General features: G+C 33.8%; 8 protein-coding genes. 2 read left to right on the forward strand and 6 right to left on the reverse strand.

Annotated features, from left to right (window positions below; all coding sequences use genetic code 11):
* Positions 1–24: 24 nt before the first annotated feature.
* The 6 genes from GQ40_RS16545 to GQ40_RS16565 all read right to left on the reverse strand — a co-directional run bounded on the left by GQ40_RS16545 (position 25) and on the right by GQ40_RS16565 (position 16,847).
* Entirely contained in the window at positions 25–1,164 is a 1,140-nt protein-coding gene (locus tag GQ40_RS16545) for a hypothetical protein (protein WP_047550976.1), read from the reverse strand.
* A gap of 15 nt (positions 1,165–1,179) precedes the next feature.
* On the reverse strand, positions 1,180–1,341 hold the full coding sequence (locus tag GQ40_RS17780) for a hypothetical protein (RefSeq protein WP_197052691.1): 162 nt from the start codon (positions 1,339–1,341) through the stop codon (positions 1,180–1,182).
* Between the two features lie 80 nt (positions 1,342–1,421).
* Positions 1,422–3,782: a T9SS type A sorting domain-containing protein gene (locus GQ40_RS16550; protein WP_047550979.1), complete on the reverse strand. Its 2,361-nt coding sequence runs from the start codon at positions 3,780–3,782 to the stop codon at positions 1,422–1,424.
* Positions 3,783–3,948: 166 nt separating this feature from the next.
* Entirely contained in the window at positions 3,949–9,795 is a 5,847-nt protein-coding gene (locus GQ40_RS16555; RefSeq protein WP_047550982.1) for a T9SS type A sorting domain-containing protein, read from the reverse strand.
* Positions 9,796–10,001: 206 nt separating this feature from the next.
* Positions 10,002–12,938 carry a GEVED domain-containing protein gene (locus GQ40_RS16560; RefSeq protein WP_047550984.1) on the reverse strand — a complete coding sequence of 979 codons (2,937 nt, stop codon included), beginning with the start codon at positions 12,936–12,938 and terminating at the stop codon, positions 10,002–10,004.
* 369 nt (positions 12,939–13,307) lie between these two features.
* Positions 13,308–16,847 carry a T9SS type A sorting domain-containing protein gene (locus GQ40_RS16565; RefSeq protein ID WP_047550987.1) on the reverse strand — a complete coding sequence of 1,180 codons (3,540 nt, stop codon included), beginning with the start codon at positions 16,845–16,847 and terminating at the stop codon, positions 13,308–13,310.
* A gap of 495 nt (positions 16,848–17,342) precedes the next feature.
* On the opposite strand from GQ40_RS16565, the gene rfbB reads away from it, so the two are divergent.
* Both rfbB and GQ40_RS16575 read left to right on the forward strand, forming a co-directional pair.
* The gene (rfbB, locus tag GQ40_RS16570; protein ID WP_047550990.1) at positions 17,343–18,392 is read left to right on the forward strand and encodes a dTDP-glucose 4,6-dehydratase; all 1,050 of its coding nucleotides are present in this window, start codon (positions 17,343–17,345) and stop codon (positions 18,390–18,392) included.
* A 496-nt stretch (positions 18,393–18,888) separates the two neighbouring features.
* On the forward strand, positions 18,889–19,911 hold the full coding sequence (locus GQ40_RS16575) for an NAD-dependent epimerase/dehydratase family protein (RefSeq protein ID WP_047550992.1): 1,023 nt from the start codon (positions 18,889–18,891) through the stop codon (positions 19,909–19,911).
* Positions 19,912–19,942: the final 31 nt, after the last annotated feature.

A 19,942-nucleotide genomic window follows, 5' to 3' on the forward strand; every position in this document is an offset into this window, starting at 1 on the left:
TTAGACAAATATCACCAATAAATTCTAATCACTCATCAAACTCCTTAAACTTTGTATGGCAAAATCATTGTCACTGTAATTAAGTTCATAAAACTCAATAGTACTAAGCCAATTTAAAAATTGTTTAGCATGCTCTTGTTTAGGAGAAATCCATGAGTCTGGAATAAGAATCCTTAAAATGTTTTCTTCGGAAACTTTTTTAAAAGTAGAATGGCAATCTTTAGAATATTTTACAGATACAATTTTATTACAAGGCAATTTTTTTATTGAAGATTTAAAATCCTTTGAGGGTGGAACATATTTAATATTAATTCTTTTTGGTCCGTTGTAGTAGGTGGGCAGGGATTTAAAACCTTTGATATTATTTTCAACAGGAAGGAAAGCCCCTTCTTTAATAGATATCGCAGCTGGATATCTATAAACGCTCAAATCTTCGAAGTAAAAAGGTGTAAAATCATCTGAAAGTAAATCAAAACCATTAGCCATCAAGATTGCAGATAATGTGCTTTTTCCATTTCCTGAATCACCAATTAACATTACAGCCTCATTTGAATTGCAAACTGTAGAAGCATGAAAGGTAGCTAGCCACTTATCACTATCCTTATTATGAATTACAGATGTTAATTCTAATGCAAATCTCCCTTGTAATAAATAATAATCTTTAACAGGACAGCTATATATACAGGTTTGATCTTTATACAGTAATAGGTACCCGTCAACCTCAAAAATACTAAATATGATACCTTCTGAAGTTTCACTGGTTTCTGAACAATGCGCTAATTGCGGGTGGAAGAGTTGTTCTATTTTTGGAGATCCAAAAAGTAATTTAATTTTTTTATTTCCGAAGTCATAAGATCGAGAGATTAATTTATCAGGGATCTTAATGTCATCAAAATGTTCTTCGGTTAGAAGTTCATCCTCGGTATTTGATGTCTTTAAAAAAGTTGTTAATTCTATATACAGTTCTTGATATCTATCTTTTTGGTTATGATCTTGAATACAGAGACTTTCACCAAACTCTTTAACTGATTTAGATTGTAGATAAATTTTTAAAATACGGTAAGCTTCCGCAGAAATTACAGCATACGTGTTTGAGCTTTGAAACCATAGTATAAAACTATTTCCAATGCTTTGAATGTACTTTGGAGCGAAATTCGCCTTCAATATAAATTTTTGCTTTTAATCAAAAGGATTTCCACCTGGATCAGGAGGAGAAGAGGCATGAGCCTGCTTAGGATTGAGGATAAGAAATGTACCCATCGCTGTAAGCGCAGCGTACTTACCCATCTTTTTCATGGCTTCCTTACGAGTAATTTGATCTTGAGAACTATTTCTTTTCATTGTAATTTAAATATATAGAGGTCAAAAGTAAGTAAAAAATTATTATTTGTAAATGTTATTGGTTTAATTTTAGTCTTATATTATTCAATAATCACCTTTATAGATGTTTTTTGCTGATTTCCCCTTAAATTAATTATATATATACCATTACTTACGTTAGATACATCAATTCGGTTTTGTAAATTATTAATATTAAGACTATTTGAAGAAATTAATCTACCCTGAATATCATAAATATCACAGTTTGTGGATTCTAAAAGCTGACCATTGATTACAATTTCTTTTGATTTAGAGGACATATAAATATCTAAATCCTCAAAATTATTTTCTTGAGTATTCAATGAATTATCTGTGAATCTCAAATAGAATCTCCCAACTCCAGATAGAGCCATAATAGGTGTTAAGACGTAATTAGAATTCGTTAATAAAGTAGATGTATTAGCAACAGTATCGTCTAAATAAACATCTATAGTGCTTGGTATGTTGGAATCGCTTAAGCTGAACGTCAATTGCACACCTTGGCTCGCATTAACACCAATAGGTATGGTTACATCATTGTAATCTGTCTCACCAAGAGCTTGTATACCAAAAGGGACGTTATTATTTTCTTCGACTAAATGTGAATAAATTGAAAACGATGGTGCAGTTCCTCCAAAAAGACTTGCATCATAACCAGGGTCTAAGCCCAGCGTAGAAAATTCACTAAAGTAAATGTCTGTTAAGAACTCATTGTTTGCAGTAGTTAAATTTAATTTTAGATTCGTTACAGCATTTGTATCACGACCTAAAATAAAGTCATCTGTACCATTTGTGTTACGCATGCTAGGTAAAAAACTGACTGTCTCAGAAGCAGAATTTGATGCTACAAAGAAGCCTTGACCAGGAGCAATATTATAAGAGCTAAAAAGATTTATGATAGTATAAATTCCTGCGGAGTTCGTATCGGTATCATCGCTATATCCGTAAATAGCAACAGCGCTATTTTCTAGAGCACTAGAATTTTCCATTAAAAAGGCAGAGGCATTTATATAAGATGGGTAAGGGTTACCTATTAAGTTAAATTTGCTACCACCTCCTGGGAAAGTAATAGTTTCCATTATAGGACCGGTTTCTGCGGTACCTGTAAACGTGAATGTCCCTCCATCTGTAGAACCTGTGCGGTATCCAACTCCAGTATCTAAAATAATTCCGTCATCAACAGTTTCTTCAAAAAGCACGTATTCACTCTCACTATTGTCAAAAGGTCCGTAAAGATAAAATGGTCCCTCTCCCATAATGGTTCCCGATAGAATGTTGCCATTTGTACTTCTTAAGTCTCCAAAAGTCATTCCTGCCAATGGCGGACTTATTAGATCATTTCCAGTTGTTGATGTACCAGTTCCAGCAGCATTATTAACGTGACGGTTATAGTTTACCGTTCCAACAATTATACCATCAGAAATCAAACTCGAATAGCTATTTGATACAGATTCTAAAGTTAAACCATCAATCGTATTCGACGTTGATAAAGTACTTCCAGAATTTACTGTTAAGCTAGATCCAGCATTTACTGTGACTTTATTAACAGATGCATTGATATTTAAATCTAAATTATTATTAATTGTAACGTCACCACCATTAGTTGGGATTCCTCTATTTAACCAGTTGTTTTCAGTATTCCAATTACCATCATTACTAGATATGTATTTTGTGTTTTCTGAAAATGGATTTGAATAAGCAATAGCAGATGGATTTATACCTGAACCAGTAGCATTAAAAATCACTTGATGCGTTAATGTTTTAGTTATTGGCCCAGTTTCAGGATTTTCATTCGGAAATCTAGCGAACATAAAATTACCACTACTATTATTATTCCAATAAGTCAAACCAATAGGTTTGTCATTTCCAGGAGTAAAGTTTAACTGGGACCATGCTATCCTTATACGCACTTCTCCATTAGGAGAATTTTGAAAGTTGACTCTAGAATCTACGTTATCATTTCCATTCGTTCTAGATTGAAAATTCCAAGAACCAGATGTACCATTGTACACTTCAATGGCATTTCCATTAGATGTTGGTATTCCGTAAAAGGATGAATTATTTTCAAAAACTATATAATAATCTGGTAATCGATTTCCAGTTTGAAAACCTACACCTTCTATTGTACTGCTTGTGCCTCCAGATACATTTGGGTTTGTGTCAATTGCAACATAATATAAGTCTGATGAATAATTTGTCATACCCTCAGTCCAGCCAATATATAAATAAGTTGCGTCCCAATGTGTATAGAATGTTGTCACTGACGTAGCTATAGTGCCTTCTCCACCAAAAGCAGCTGCGTTATTTGTGCCACCATCCATGCTCACTGTATAAGGAGTACTCTGAGCTTCCGAAGAACTTGTAAAAATTAAGCCAAATAAGATACTTAATATTAAAGCTAAAAGAGTGTATTTTTTTATCATGACAGAAATAATTTAAAGAATCTAAAAATCTAATTGTAAAGATATGTTAAGTTTTGATAGGTATAACAGCGAAAACGTTTTCGTGTTGATAAATAACATTAATAGAAGACAATAAAAAAAGCACATCTATAAAAATGTGCTTTTATTTATATTAAGAATTAATAGTTTATTTTAGAATAACTTTTTCTGAATGAGAGGCATTGTTAGAATTTATTTCTACAATGTAAATCCCAGAAGCTATACTTGACACATCAATTTGATTAGATATTTTGGTCGAGTCCAATTCCGAAGAAAAAATAGCACGCCCTTGTATGTCATAAAGATTAATCATTGAGCCTTTTGTTATTTCTCCTTTTACAAAAATAGCTTTAGGGTTTGCAGTAGTATATACTTCTAAAGTGTTTAAGTTGTTTTCTGGAGTTGAAAGTGCATCTTCAGTATAACGTAAGAAGAAACGACCGGTGCCTTCTAAAGTTGTATTAGCAGTAAAGTTATAATCTGTTGTATTTAGCAGTGTAGATATGTTTTCAACCGTATCATCAAGAAAAACCTTTGTATTACTTGGTAAAGAATTTTCAAGAATGCTTACAGTAATTTGTTGACCTTCTTCTGCATTAATGCCTATTGGCACTATAACATTTGTTAAATCTGTTGAGCCAAGTGATTGGATAGCAAAATCCTTACCTTCGTTATCTTGAACTAAATGTGAATATATAGCAAAGTTACTAGGTGCTACATCTCCAAATTCGCTACTGTCATAACCGTTATCCAAACCTTGGGATGCGTTAGTGTTAAAATAGAAACTTGTCGAATATGAATTAGAACTAGTTGTAGCTTGTAATTTTAAGTATCCTAAATTATTGCCAGAAGCATTTGTTGTATTTATACTGTTTGATGAACGACCTGCAATAAAGTCATCTGTATTACCTCGGGATCTCATTACTGGAGTGAAATTTACAATTTCGCTTGCCGAACCTGCTGCAACTAAAAATCCCTGTCCTGGAGCAATAAGCGCATCTGGGTTAGCATCTGAGTAAGCTTGATTCCAAATGGTAAAAGTAGTTGATGTGTTAGTGTAACCATATACACCAGATGAATTGGAATCAAATTTAGAGCTATTTTCTGCTAAAAAGTCTGATAAAGTAATATAGGAAGGGTAAGGGTTTCCGATTAAATTCCATTCAGGGAAATTGGTTTCGGTTCTAACAATTTCCGTAGGTACTACTCCGGTATTCATCTCTCCTCTAAATTCAAGAAGATTCGTATTTTCAGTTGCTGCTCTATAACCAACTGCTTCTCTTATTACTTCTCCAGCATCGACAGTGATGTCAAACGTTAAATATGATCCAGTTGCTTTGTCAAAAGGTCCAAATAATTTTACATCTGTATTACTAGGATTTGAGTAAAGATTATCAATATTTAATTGGTAATTCGCAAAATTACCGAACGTGTCACCTGTAAATGGCGCTGAAATTAAATCATTACCACCATCTCCTGTATATCCATTAGTGTATCTTAAGTATATTAGGTTTCCAGTATTATTAACAGTGTTGGCAATTAAACTTCCAAACTCGTTAGAGTCTGATAGAACTGTTAATTCACCAGCGTTATCTAATGTGCCCGCCATTATTAAAGAAGCGCTTTTATCAATTACTAATTTTGAACCGGTGCTTATACTTACGTTATTAATTCTAGTATCTGCTCCAATATTCTCGATGTCATCGCTGGCATCTCCATTTAAAATAGTAATATTATCGTTACTGTTAGAAATACCACTAGGGTTTGCAGGAGACCAACCACCGTTAGATTCATCAAAAACATAATTTGTAATTGCTCTTATTGAACCTGTGATTTTAAAGTTATCAAGACCTGCATAATCGTCTCCGCCATTTTGTCTAGCATGAATGATTAATCCAATTTCATCCACACCATCTGTTATAGATATAGTTATAGAGCCATCTATAGTTCCAGCTAACTCACCGTCAACAAAAATTTCTCTCCCTAAGGATATGCCATCCTCAAATAATTCATAGCTTATGTTATCTGCATTATCAAAACCCTCAACTTGATAATCAAATGAAATTTCGATATTTTCATAATTATCAACTTCAATGGTCTCAAAAATGATATCATTATCAGTACTTACAGTTGCTACTCCTCCATTATCGTTTGTTAAATCCCTTATTCCGAAGAATTCAACACCTTCAGAAGGCATGTTTGAAAACGTTATAAATGAAGCGTCAACAACATCCCAAGTATCATCATTTATATTATATGTTTCAGGCTCTGTGGTATAATTCCAATCACCACCATCTACACCAAAGCTCTGAAAAACTATGGTTTCAATTGCTGAAATATCAAAAGGATCACTTATTATATCTGTAAATAAGCCATCTGAAGCTGTTAGTGTTAATCCAGTACCAGCAGCAGTATGAACAATGTTATTAAAAGTAGCAACGCCAGAAACTGCAGTAACAGTTATAGGACTTGTATCTAAAGTACCTGTCGAAGTAATGCTTACGTCTAAGTCGTAATCTAAATCAACATTCCCATTTTCATCTGTACCGATGACTGTCACAGGAGGTGACATGGCAACATTAAATAGTGTATTTGTTGGTTGTTGTGCAAATATTATTTCTGAAGTTTCCACATCAATAGTGAAATCATTCGAGTTAAAATCTCCTAAAAGAAAATCCGAAGAAAAAGCACTTCCACTACTATCAGTTTCAAAACCATTGTTGTCTGCATCTACTGCAAATGACAATATTTCGCCATCTGCGATATTTGAAGTATTTAAATAAACAGAAAATGTAATTGGTTTGTTGGTACCATCAGCAATAGTCAAGTCACCTATTCCAAAATTAACATCAATAAACGCATCCGTAATATTTAAACTTGTAATTGTAATTTCATCACTATTATCAGCAACTGTCAATCCTTGAATGTTGTCTGTCCAATCTGCTGTATTTGTTGTATGAGGGAATAATCTAATTTTAGTAACTTGAGTGTCCAGACCATCACTAGTTCCTAAATCTTCCAGATCAATATCAAAAACTTCGACCGCTTCAAATTCTGTATCAACTAGAGAGCTGATAAACGCAGCTTCTGGTTGTGAGCCAGAATCGTAAGCTTGAGAATCTGTATCTGTTACAGGTAATAATGTTCCTGTAAGTATAACGTCATCGATGATCCAATATTCGTTAGAACTATTATTAGCCATTGAAACACGAATGACTAATTCACTAGAATTTGGTAAATCAGTAATAGATATAAAGGATAAGCCTTCTGTAGTTATGTTTCCTCCAGAAGATGGTGCGAAATTGGTTTGATTATTATCTCCATCATAGATTGTTGTCGCCAATCCGGTTCCTGTATCAAAAGACCATCTTGCATTATTATTACCGTTAATTTCTATTTCGTTTGAATAAGTAGCTCCATTATCTGTACTTACTTCAACAAGTACATTGTCTGGACCATCACTACCATTACCTGATGTTCCGGAGAATGATGCCAATCTAAAGTCTAGACGTATATTTTCATAGTTCGATACATTTATGGATTCAAAAGTAAGTGTTGAAGTTTGATTATTTGCTTCCCATCCTCTAATACCTGAGACAAAATTATTATCATTTGGCACAGGACCAGTTCCTGTTGAGAAAGTACCATTTGTATTATTAAAGTTGAATACGGGTGTTTGAGGAGTCGTTTCAAAATCTTGTATGGCAATCACGACAGGTCCATCTAAAGTCGTTGCGCTAACTTCTGGTATCGTTCCATCGGTTTTAAAATCGACATCTGTACCAGTATTTGTATATGGATATATTTGAAAATCGTATTGTGTACTCGATATTAATCCGGTAACTGTATAAGTTTCTATTCCAGAGCTAACATTAACTTCAAAATCATTATCAGAAAAATCTGTATCATCAGCAGGTTCTGTTCCGTCAACAGGTGTAAAATAAGCTCCTGTAGCAGTTTTACCAACAATTAAGAAACCATCTGCAGCTTGCGTTCCATCATTATCATTCCATGTTAATGTCACTGCAGTATTAGAATCGGCAACTGCTGAGAAATTTAATACGTGATTAGTTGGTTCTGGTTTTGGGTTAACGGTTAATTGTCCAGAAACAAAGTCGTTACCATCCCAAAAATTACCTCCATCACCATCTGTGACATCAATTCCTCCATAAGAAAATGGACCATTATCTATAGAAAAGCGACTTACATAAAAATAATTGCCAATTTCTCTTTCAGATCCAATTTCTGCTTGGTATTCATCGTTATTACCAATGTCGGTATTATAAGATGCAGGAATCCATGTCCAGTCTAAAGACTCAAAATCTGTAATAGTTTCTGCATTTGTTTCGCTTACTCCAATCCATGCTTGAATATTTGCACCTTGTCCAGCAGGATTTGTCACACCATTTTCAAAAACTTGAGCAAAAACATCAAAAGGATTGCCTTGTGTAATCGTACCACTACCTGGAGATTGTAGATTACAAAAATCTACTATATTTGGTGTACTTGCATTGATATATAATGTTCCCGTATTAGTTGTGTTTGTTGAGGTTACATTAAATTCTGTATTTCCAAAAGCAGTATCAAACCCACCTGCTGCAATATAATATGTGCCTGCAGGTAAGTTTTGTTCAGTCAATAGACTTAAGGTATCTGTACCACCGTCATCATCGTTACTTATTAAGTTTCCAAAAGCAGAGTAAAGGCCAATTTCAGTATCTATTCCAGTCGTTAATTCTGTATCTAATGTTATTTCTGAACAGTTGCCATCATAAATAAGTTCTATCCAAATTACAGCTTGTGTATTTGCATCATAAGCTGCGTTATAAGTATCTGAATCTCCACAACCATTAATATTAAAAGTTGCAACAGTTGTAGGTATTTGTACCTCTACAGTTAATTCTCCAGAGACAAAGCTGGATCCATCCCAAAAATTACCTCCATCACCATCGGTTGCATCTATACCGCCATAAACAAAAGGACCACCATCTACACTAAAACGACTTACGTAAAAGTAATTACCAGGTGTCAATGTAGCTCCTAAAGCATCAGAATATTCGTCGTCATTACCAGCTTCCCCAAAGTAAGGAGCGGTTGTCCATGTCCAATCTGAAGATGAAAAATCTGAAACATTATTAGCATCAACAGCACTAATTCCAAACTCTGCAGTAATAGTAGCGCCTGCTCCATCTCCTGGTGTTACTCCAGGCTCAAATACTCGAGCAAATGCTGTAAATGTTGAGCCTTGTGTTATGGTTGCTGAACCTGGAAACTGTAGGTTGCAGAAATCTGGAGTTTCGGTTGAAGCTGGTGCTTCATTTTGGACCAAAACATCATCCATCCATAACAGACCAGCTCTAGTACTACTAAAAGTAAAACTTAAACCAAAAAAATTATTGAAAGTGTAATCATTATTTACTCCAGTACCCTCAGATACTAAATTATCAAAACCACCATTAGTATCAACAAATAGCTCCCAATTACCCATTGCAGTTCTTTCTACTCTTATTCCAATAGTTTCATTGGCATTCCAATTGATTGAAGAAGTTACAATTGCTTCGTCAACAGACCCATTTGTAACTTTCCAGAGAGTAATCAAATCACTAGTTCCCGAAAAATTTACGCCTACTGCATATCCATCTACTGCATTCGAGTTTATGTTAAATTCATTAGCTGTTAGATACACCCAAAATTTATTTCCGCCCGACGGATCCCAATCACCATTTTGCAAATTAAATTGCCAAGAGGTATCTTGAGTTGTAATATCTAAAGCTGAAGTATTGAAACCAATATAACTTGATCCCGCGGTGTTATTAAGATTATGCTTCATAGATCTAATTCCAGTTATTGGATTAGCATCGGAAACGATCCAATTAAAAGCGGACCCTTGTCCCCATCCATCTAAATTGCCATCTTCAAAGTTGTCATCAATCACTTGTCCAAATCCAAAATTTCCAATTAAAATAAATAGTAGTAATGTGTATAAATGTTTCATATATCGATAAAATGTTATATTAATCTGTTAAACCGTAAAATCCATTAAGCCCTTATAGAATAAGGGATCGCAAATATAAGAAAACATAACAATTAGAGTATTTTATAATATTATTTAAACGTTATATAATTCAAAAACGTTACATATAAAACAGAAAAAGCACACTCGTGAAAGTGTGCTTTTGTTTTCAATACTTATTAAATTTCTTAGTTAATAATCACTTTTTGTGATTTTTGTTGTGAACCGTTATTGAGTTTTACCATATAAACTCCAGTTGTAAATCCTGAAACATCAACTTCATTTGAGTTGCTTCTGTTATCTAATTTAGATTTTAAGATTATTCGACCTTGAATGTCGTAAATTTCCAACGTTGTGTTTTGGTCCAGTAACCCTTTTATAAATAAAGATTTAGGGGATTTTGTTGTATAGATTTGAATTGTTTCCAAAGTTTCCTCTTGAGTTGATAGAGCTTCCGAAGAAAATCTTAAAAAGAAACGTCCTGTTCCCGAAAGATTGGTGCTTGGCGTAATTACAAAATCTGAAGTGTTCAATAAAGTGAATGTGTTATTCACTGTGTCTTCTAAATACACATCAACGCTTTCTGGAATATTTGTGTCCTGGATACTGATTGTAATTTGTTCGCCTTGGTTGGCTTTGATCCCTAATGGGATGATTACATCATTTAAATCTGAAGTCGCTAAAGACTGGATTGCCATTTTTTGACCGTCATTGTCTTCCACAAGATGGGAATACATATAGAGGTTTGGTAAAGAGACATCAAATAACTTGGCATCATAACCAACATCCAGACTTCGCGTAGAGCTGTCGTTAAAATAGAAATCGGTATGAAAGCTTGAGCTCGCATTCTGGACCTTTAGTTTAAGATAATGGTTGCTGCTGCTGGATCTTCCTTCTATAAAATCATCAGTACCTGAATTTAGTCTCATGGCTGGTGTAAAGTTTACAGTGCCAGAATCTCCAGCAGCAAATAGAAATCCTTGACCTGGAGCCATATTGTTAGCAAAAGCCACATTAGCTAAATTAATGATGGTCCAACCGTTTTGTGCAGTACCGTCATAACCATAAATACCAACAGCAAAAGGATCAAAAAGAGTGATGTTCTCGTTCAAGAACGCTTCGTTATCGAGATAAGAAGGATATGGATTTCCTATCAAGTTCCATTGGCTCAATGTACCTACGGAAACAGGCACGGGAACCACATTACTGAGCACGTCTCCCGTAAACACTAATGGAGAACCATTAACAACAGTTGATGCTGTACGGTAACCAATTCCTGCTTGAAGTATAGTAGCATCGTATGTAGCATTAAAATTTACATAGGCATTGGTGTTGTTGTTAAATGGACCAAACAAAAACGAAGGAACACCTCCAATAGTTCCTGACGGAATATTTGCGTTTTCTGGTCTACTTCTAAACACTTCAAAAGTTTGGGTTGCATTAGTTAAGGGTGGTGAAATTAAGTCGTTATTCCCGGTCGTTGCGTTTGTAGCAAACGTATTAACATGTCTTTGGTAATTGACAGTTCCTAAAATGGTCCCTTCGGAAATGAGGCTCGAATATTGGTTAGAAACAGACTCCATATTAAGGCTCTCGCTCAATTGCAATGTAGTGCCACTATTTAATCTTAGTGAACCTGAGGGATTAACTGTAAGTGTATTCCCTTTGGTGTTCAAGTTAATTGTCGCTTCTCCATTGACAACGTTGATAGCATCTAAGGATGTTGCAACACCATTGGGGTCATTATCCCATCCATTATCGTAAGTGTAAATTACCGATCCATTGATGTTAACTGTGTAATCTTCAACTTCGCCAGTATCAAAGCCAGTTTCACAAGGCGTTGGAGCCTCGTTATATTTTACAGAAACCCTCATTCTAGTAGCTCCTATAATGGAATTAGTAGGAACAGTGAAATTTTCAGTCACTTGGGTTGCATTTGTACTCTCTAAAAGCACTTGTTCTCCAGGATCTAAAAAATCTGCATCACCGTTAAAATCAATCCAAACCGAGAAAAACTCGAGATCACCTCCAAATTGTTTTACTATATCTATCGTTATGGTGTATTCAGTTTGTTTTGTTAAATCTGTCGAAATTATTGTAAAATCTGAATAGAAACTTGCTCCTGTATCGCTAGGAGCGTTATCAATTGTATTAAGACGTACTCTAGAAATATGCTCAAAAGTAGAATCTCCACTGTTAGAATCACAATAACCATTTATTAAAGGTATTGTACTAATAGAAACACCATTGCTCCAGTTAGGACCCTTTCTGGTAAATACTTTAAAATGATAAGGTGTGCCATTTAGTAAATTGGTAACTGTTTCAGTGTTTCCAATTCCTTTATATACCACAAACTCGTTTGCTGCTATTGTTGTACCAAAACCAAAAGTAGCATTAGCACTGTATGAAGAACCGTCACCTGTAGGTATTGCTGTAACCGCAGATCCTTCTTTTGCGACAACTAATACTTCATCAAAACAAGTACTGTTTGTCCAGTTTAATTCTACTTCTTGAGAATTTGGAGTAGCAGTTAAATCTTGAACTTCAGCAGGTGTAGTCGTACAGGGAAATGTGCCCACTACCAGTACGTTGTCAAAAGCATGAAGATCATTATCTGCACTACTATTAATTCTTACTCTAATTTGCAAATTATTTCCCGTAAGTCCAACTTGACTAACTGTCAAATTAAAATTACCATTTAGATTGCCATTGGTTGAAGCAGTCGTCCATGTGCCACCGTTTACTCTATATTGAGTAACAAAGGTATCACCAGTTTCATTGCCTTCAGCAATAGCATCAAGTGAAAAAGTGACATTTGTATATCCAGATATTGGAATTGATGGTGAAATCCAAAAGGCATTACCATCGGTATCTTTAGATTGAAATATTTCGTTTAGGACTAAAAAATAATCTGCGTTGCCTCCAAAGAAACTATCACTAAAATTGGCAGCAGATACATCAACTGTCCAGTCCACTCCTGAAAGATCTGTTGTGCTACCAAAAAAACCTCCTATGACACCTTTTCCATTTTGTCCCGTAAAAGTTTCAGAGTATAATGTTGTTTGGCTTAGTACTGAGCCAATGGTTATAAGTGTTAATAACACTGTAAAGTATAGTTTTTTCATATGGTAGTAGGTTTAGGTTATCAAAATCACTTTTTTTATTTAATGCTTTTAAAAAAAAATAAAATAAGGTTGCAAAGCTAAAAATTTATTTATTACATAGAAATATTGAGATTTTATTACAACTAATATTAAGGTGTTTCGTCGAAAAGTAATGAAATCCAACACTTTAAAAATTAGATGCTCTTATAATACTAACGAAATATTCGTGTATTTGGTTTTATAATGTAGAGCTTAAAACCAATAATCTTAAATCAAATTCTAGCTCATTAGAATAAATAAAATTGTCATTAGACTTACTTATGTTCATTATATAAACAAAAAAACGCACTATAGAAATAGTGCGTTTTCAAATTTATTTTAAAACGTAATTTAGTTGATAATCACTTTTTGAGATTTTTGTTGTGAACCATTATTAAGTTTCACAATATAAACTCCAGTTGTAAATTCTGAAATATCAACTTCATTAGAATTGCTTCTGGTATCTAATTTAGATTTTAAGATCATTCGACCTTGAATGTCATAAATTTCCAACGTGGTATTTTGATCAAGTAAACCTTTTATAAATAAAGATTTAGGAGACTTTGTTGTGTATATTTGAACTGTTTCGAAAGTTGCTTCTTGAGTTGATAACGCTTCCGAAGAAAATCTTAAAAAGAATCGTCCTGTTCCTGATAGATTAGTACTTGGTGTAATTACAAAATCTGATGTGTTTAACAATGTAAACGTATTGTCAACGGTATCTTCTAAATACACATCTACGTTATCTGGTACATCATTCTCTAAAATGCTAATTGTTAATTGCTCTCCTTGATTGGCATTAACACCTAAAGGAATAATAACATTATTAACAGCATCATATTGTACAGATTGCACTCCTAGATCCATACCAGAGTTGTTTTCTACTAAATGAGAATAAATGGCAAATGCAGGTGCTTGACCTCCAACTAAACCAGAATCGTATCCTGGATCCATACCTAAAGTGGCATTGTCATTAAAATAAACATCTGTTTTGTAAAGTGCATTCTCTCGAGAAAGTTGCAATTTAAGGTGAGCAAGATTGTCTAGTGCATTACGCCCAACAATAAAATCGTCTGTTGTACCTGTAGTTCTAGAATTTGCGTCAAAAGTAATTGTACCGCCTCCAGCTTTGGAAGCTAAAAGGAAACCTTGTCCTGGAGCAATCTTTGCAGTTGGGTTGGCATCTGAATAGGCTTGATTCCAAATCGTAAACCCATCTAAAGCTGCACCATCATATCCATAAACTCCTGAATTGAAAATACTAAATTCACTATTATTATCTGCCAAGAAATCTGAAAGTCTTATATATGAAGAAAAAGGATTTCCTACTAAATTAAAAATACTAGCACTACCAACCGTAATAGGAGTTGTGATTGTTGAGGTTAAAACATCACCTGTAAACTCAAATGTTGATCCCGTTGGTGTGTCTGAAGCTGTTCTATACCCAATACCAAAATTAAGAACTGAGGCATCATTTGCAGGTGTATAATTAATATACTCATTTGTACTATTGTCAAACGGACCAAAAAGAAAAGATGGTACGCCTTCAATAGTTCCCGATGGTATATCTGGATTAGCGTTTCTAAATGCTAAAAACGTTTGATTAGAATCTGTAACAGGCGCAGAAATTAAATCATTGGCACCGGTAGATGATCCTGAGTCTGCAAATTGGTTGACATGACGATTGTACGTCACTTTACCTTGCACATTATCTGAAATTAAAGACGAATAACTAGTAGACACTGAATTCATCTCAATTAAACCATTATTTATAATACTAGAATTGGCTACTAACGATTGTCCGGAGGAAATAGATGTTGCACCAATTGAGTTGACATAAAAATTATTTGCCTGGATGTTTGAACCAATAATATAGGTGCCATCATAAATGTAAACATTTTCAGATCCCGTTGAATTAGACGGTTGGTTAGGGGACCAGCCATTATTCGCATATAGTAAACCGTCAAAAACACTTACCAATTTAAAATTATCAAAACCAGAGTACTCATTTAAGCCATTATTTCTAACATCAATTTCTAAACCAACCGTATTTACACCATCTGGAATTTCAAAACGAACAGTACCTTGACCATCTGTTGCAGGAAAATTTCCGTCCAATAAAAATACATTAGGTTGTGCAACACCGTCATAAATAATTCTGTAACGTACATCATCACTATTAGTATTAAATCCAATAACTTGCCAATCAAAGCTCAAAATTATGTTTTCATAAGTACTAACATCAATAGTTGAAAATGTTAATGTTGCAAATCCTGTTGTGCCATTATCACCTTCGTCATTTAAATCATTTTCTCCAAAAATATTGTTTGAGAATGAGCTGTAATCCAATGGAGAAGCGTTTGCGATGTCAATTACGTCGTAATATCCATCAATTCCCCATCCATTATCAAATGTAGGTATATTTGTTGTATAGGTCCACTCTGGAGTGGATCCATCAAAATCTTGCAGAGCTACCGTAATTAAAGGTCCATTAATATCAAAAGCATTACTTGGTCCAGAAAAGAAACTACCTGAAAAGGCAAATAAACTTACTCCAGTAGCTTCCTGGCCAAAAACTATTGCATTTAATATGGCAACACCATTTACAGCACTATAAGTTTGATTTGGAGGATCTAATGGTCCAGAAGCAATAACATTAATTGTACCGTTATAATCGGTATCCAAATTTCCATTTACATCAACAGCAATTAACGTTGGGAAAGGGGTCATCGTCTCAAAAAGATTAGTATCTGTTGGTTGCGTTTCGAAGGCTAACGTTGTAGCTGTAACTTCAATTCTATTGTCATTTCCAGCAATTGAGGTTTGCGCTCCTCCAGCATCAACCGCATTAAATATAGATCCGCTAGCTCCATCGGCAACTGCAGATGTAATAGTGATTTGAAATTGATCATTATCAATTACTGCGGAATTAAATGTAGCATAAAGACTAAAAGTTTTTGAACTATTATCTGCTGCTGCAAGTCCGGTGATACCAGAAAAAGAAGTGTTCTCTGTAACAGTTGTTACTTCGGAAATGTTAGTTGACCCATCAAAAATGGCTAAAGCAGCCAAAGATGAACTATTTGAGATATTAAGATCTAAATTGGTTAAAATCGTAGAAAGAGCATCAGCGTCTGATAGTGTATTTCCACCATCTTGAATACTAAACTCGGCAACTTTTATAGCATTGCTAGTAGTGAGGCCAGAGGTTGCTGAGAAATTTGAATAGGAAATATTATCTGTAGGATCAAAAGCTGTAGACACGATATTTGAATCTGTGCTATTTGCAGATAAAGGAATTATGTTCCCAATAAGTCTCGCTCCAGGCTCTGCGATACCATAATCTGCCCATACAGCTCTAGGCTGTATACGAAGCCATCCAGCATTTGTGGTGGAGTTCCAAGCGTACAATCTAAATGTAATAGTTCCTGAAGCTACAGAGTTAATATTCAATCCGTCAATATTAATAGTTGTGTTTGTATTTGCAGCAAGTGTTGATACTTCATCTAATGGTATTCCCGCAGTTGTAAAACCATCTAAACTATATAATAATTGAATTTGGCTAGGACCATTTGCATTTCTTCTTAAACGAATATCAATTTCTGTAATTTGAATGTCATAACTAGCATTAGAAGTCACAGACCACTCAATGTAGTCACCTATTAATTCTGCTGAAGCTTGGTCTGTACCATCCCAGTTTCTGGTACTAAATGAAACTCCGTTACGTTGAATAACACCAGGTCCTCTAGAGAAACCTATCGATGATATAGAAGGGTCGTTACCCGTGGCAGTAGGTCCTGGACCATTTGCTCTGTCAATGGTAACAATTGTTTGTGCATTTAAAAAGCCACAAACAAGAATAGTAAAAATTACTAAGTAAATTTTTTTCATAATGATATAAGATAAATTAATTTCATAGGCCTAAATAATCAAATATCTGATTATTAAGATTTAGTGCAGGTATAACCAATCGTCAAAAGTAATAAAGGAATGTTTGATAAACAATTATTGACTGCTTTTTGTTACATACGATAAATATTTGAAAAAGTTTTTTATACCTAATAATTTTTTGATAGGTAAAAGAATTTAAAGTCAACTTTCAAAAATTGCTTATATACAAGGTATTCAAGATGACATCCTTAAAATTTTTGATCTTATATTTTAATTAACTTATAACCAAGGAGAGGTTTCAGAGTTGTGGGATGGTAATGCTAATGAGCACATTTTAGCAATAATTTCAAGACGGTGAACAATAAACTTTTTTAGTTTTACGATTATTGTATTTTTGCAGATAGGTTTTTTTTGGATAATTTTTATTGAATCCTTTTTCATCTATTCATAAAAAATTCAGAAAATATAGAAAGGTTATTTAGGAAATTGTAAACAATGAAAAGAAAGATTATTATTACTGGAGGCGCAGGTTTTATAGGTTCGCATGTAGTGCGTTTGCTGGTCAACAAATATCCAGACTATCAAATTCTAAATTTGGATAGCTTAACTTATGCAGGGAATCTTGCAAATCTTAGAGATATTGAAGAAAAAGAAAACTATACATTTATAAAAGGTGATATTACAGATGAAGCTTTTATAGAAAATTTGTTTCAAACTGAAAAACCAGATAGTGTTATTCATTTGGCTGCCGAATCCCATGTAGATAGATCTATAAAAGATCCTTTGGCATTTGCAAAGACCAACATATTGGGTACCATGATTTTACTCAATGCTTTTAAGAAATTATGGTCTGGTCAATGGGATAATAAATTGTTCTATCATGTAAGTACAGATGAAGTTTACGGTTCTTTAGGTGAAAAAGGTTTATTTACAGAGACCACATCTTATGATCCAAACTCACCTTATTCTGCATCCAAAGCCAGTTCAGATCATTTTGTAAGAGCTTATGGTGAAACCTACGATCTTCCGTATGTGATTTCTAACTGTTCCAACAATTACGGGTCTTATCAATTTCCGGAGAAACTGATCCCTTTATTTATTAATAATATTATAAATAATAAGAGTTTACCGGTTTATGGAGATGGCAATTACACAAGGGATTGGTTGTATGTTGTTGATCACGCTATTGCCATAGATTTAATCTTTCACAAAGGTGTTCTCAAAGAAACATATAATATTGGAGGTTTTAATGAATGGAAAAACATTGATTTAGTAAAGCTGCTCTGCCAACAAATGGATGCTAAATTAAACAGAGACAGTGGAACTAGCGAAAAGCTTATTACCTATGTGAAAGATAGACCAGGTCATGATTTGCGATATGCCATTGACGCTTCTAAAATTAATACACAATTAGGTTGGGAGCCTTCAGTTACTTTTGAAGAGGGCTTAAGTAAAACAATAGATTGGTATTTAAATAACGAAGATTGGTTGAAAAATGTGACTAGTGGTGATTATCTTAAATACTACGATAAGCAATATTCATAGTAATCATATCAGTGAGCTATTGTTTAAGTCTGGTTTTGCCAGATGCTCTAAATTATAGTTGCGTATTTTATCACCAATTCCATTATAATATGCTAGTGAATTAAAGCTATAAAACACTAATAGCCTACTCTTGAAGCTCTATATTTATCAAGTGTTAATTAAATGTCTTCTGAAATTTAAAATCTTACGTATTAGTTATAGAGTCAACAATTAATCGATAGCGACCTATATTTTAAAGGTAACGAAATGGATTATATCTTGTATCTCGCTATCAATCAATGGTCAAGAAAATTAAGCTCAACTATTTTTTTGGTAATCACTTTTTGGCTATGCCAATGATTGTTGTATTTTTGCCCCTTGTTTAAAAATAATGTAATTCATACGCTTAAATAGGTTATATTATTTGGATTATAGCGTTCAAATTAATTTTTGATATCATCTGAATTTTCAAATAGTATTGTATTTTAAATCTCATTAATTAACAGTTTAGTGTAAAATGAAACAAACAATTTTAGTTACAGGAGCAGCTGGGTTTATAGGTTTTCATTTGACAAAGCTGTTATTGAACTTGGGATATAATGTTATTGGTCTTGATAACATTAACGATTACTATGATGTCAATTTAAAATTTGCAAGGTTGAATTTGTTGGGTATTGACAGATCTGATGCCGAAAAAGAGCTATTGATATGTGAAAGTAAAACATATCCATCAAAGATGCGATTTGTAAAAATGAATCTTGAAGACCGAAACGCGCTTCCTGAGTTATTTGAAAAACATACCATAGACATTGTTTGTAATTTGGCAGCTCAAGCAGGTGTTCGATATTCCATTGAGAATCCTAATGTATATGTAGATAGCAATGTAGTTGGGTTTTTAAATGTTTTGGAATGTTGTAGAAATTATAAGGTTAGAAAGTTAGTTTTTGCAAGTAGCTCTAGCGTTTATGGTAATAGTGAAGATGTACCTTTTAAAGAATCTCAAAATGTAGATCACCCAATTAGTCTCTATGCTGCAACAAAAAAATCGAATGAATTAATGGCGCATTGCTATAGTCATTTATATGGTTTTGAAACCATCGGTTTACGCTTTTTTACAGTTTACGGACCTTGGGGAAGACCAGATATGGCCATGTTTTTATTTACAGATGCTATAATAAATGATAAACCAATACAAGTTTTCAATAACGGAGATTTATCTAGGGATTTTACTTATATAGATGATATTGTTTCTGGCATTGTTTCAACCCTGGTTGCAGATTCCAATACAAATACACCTTATAAATTATATAATATTGGTAATAGTCAGCCAATCAAATTACTGAGCTATATTGAAGAAATTGAAAAGGCTTTGGGTAAAAAGGCGATTAAAAATATGAGGCCAATGCAAGCAGGTGATGTCAATCAAACCTTTGCAGATGTGACTGAGCTCAAAAAGGATTATAAGTATGAGCCAAATAAACCAATTTCAAAAGGTATAGAAGATTTTGTAAGGTGGTTTAAGTCTTATTACAATATTTAAACAATTTAAGGCAGAAATGAAATAGAGTTTT

The sequence above is a fragment of the Psychroserpens sp. Hel_I_66 genome, assembly GCF_000799465.1.
GTDB lineage: Bacteria > Bacteroidota > Bacteroidia > Flavobacteriales > Flavobacteriaceae > Psychroserpens.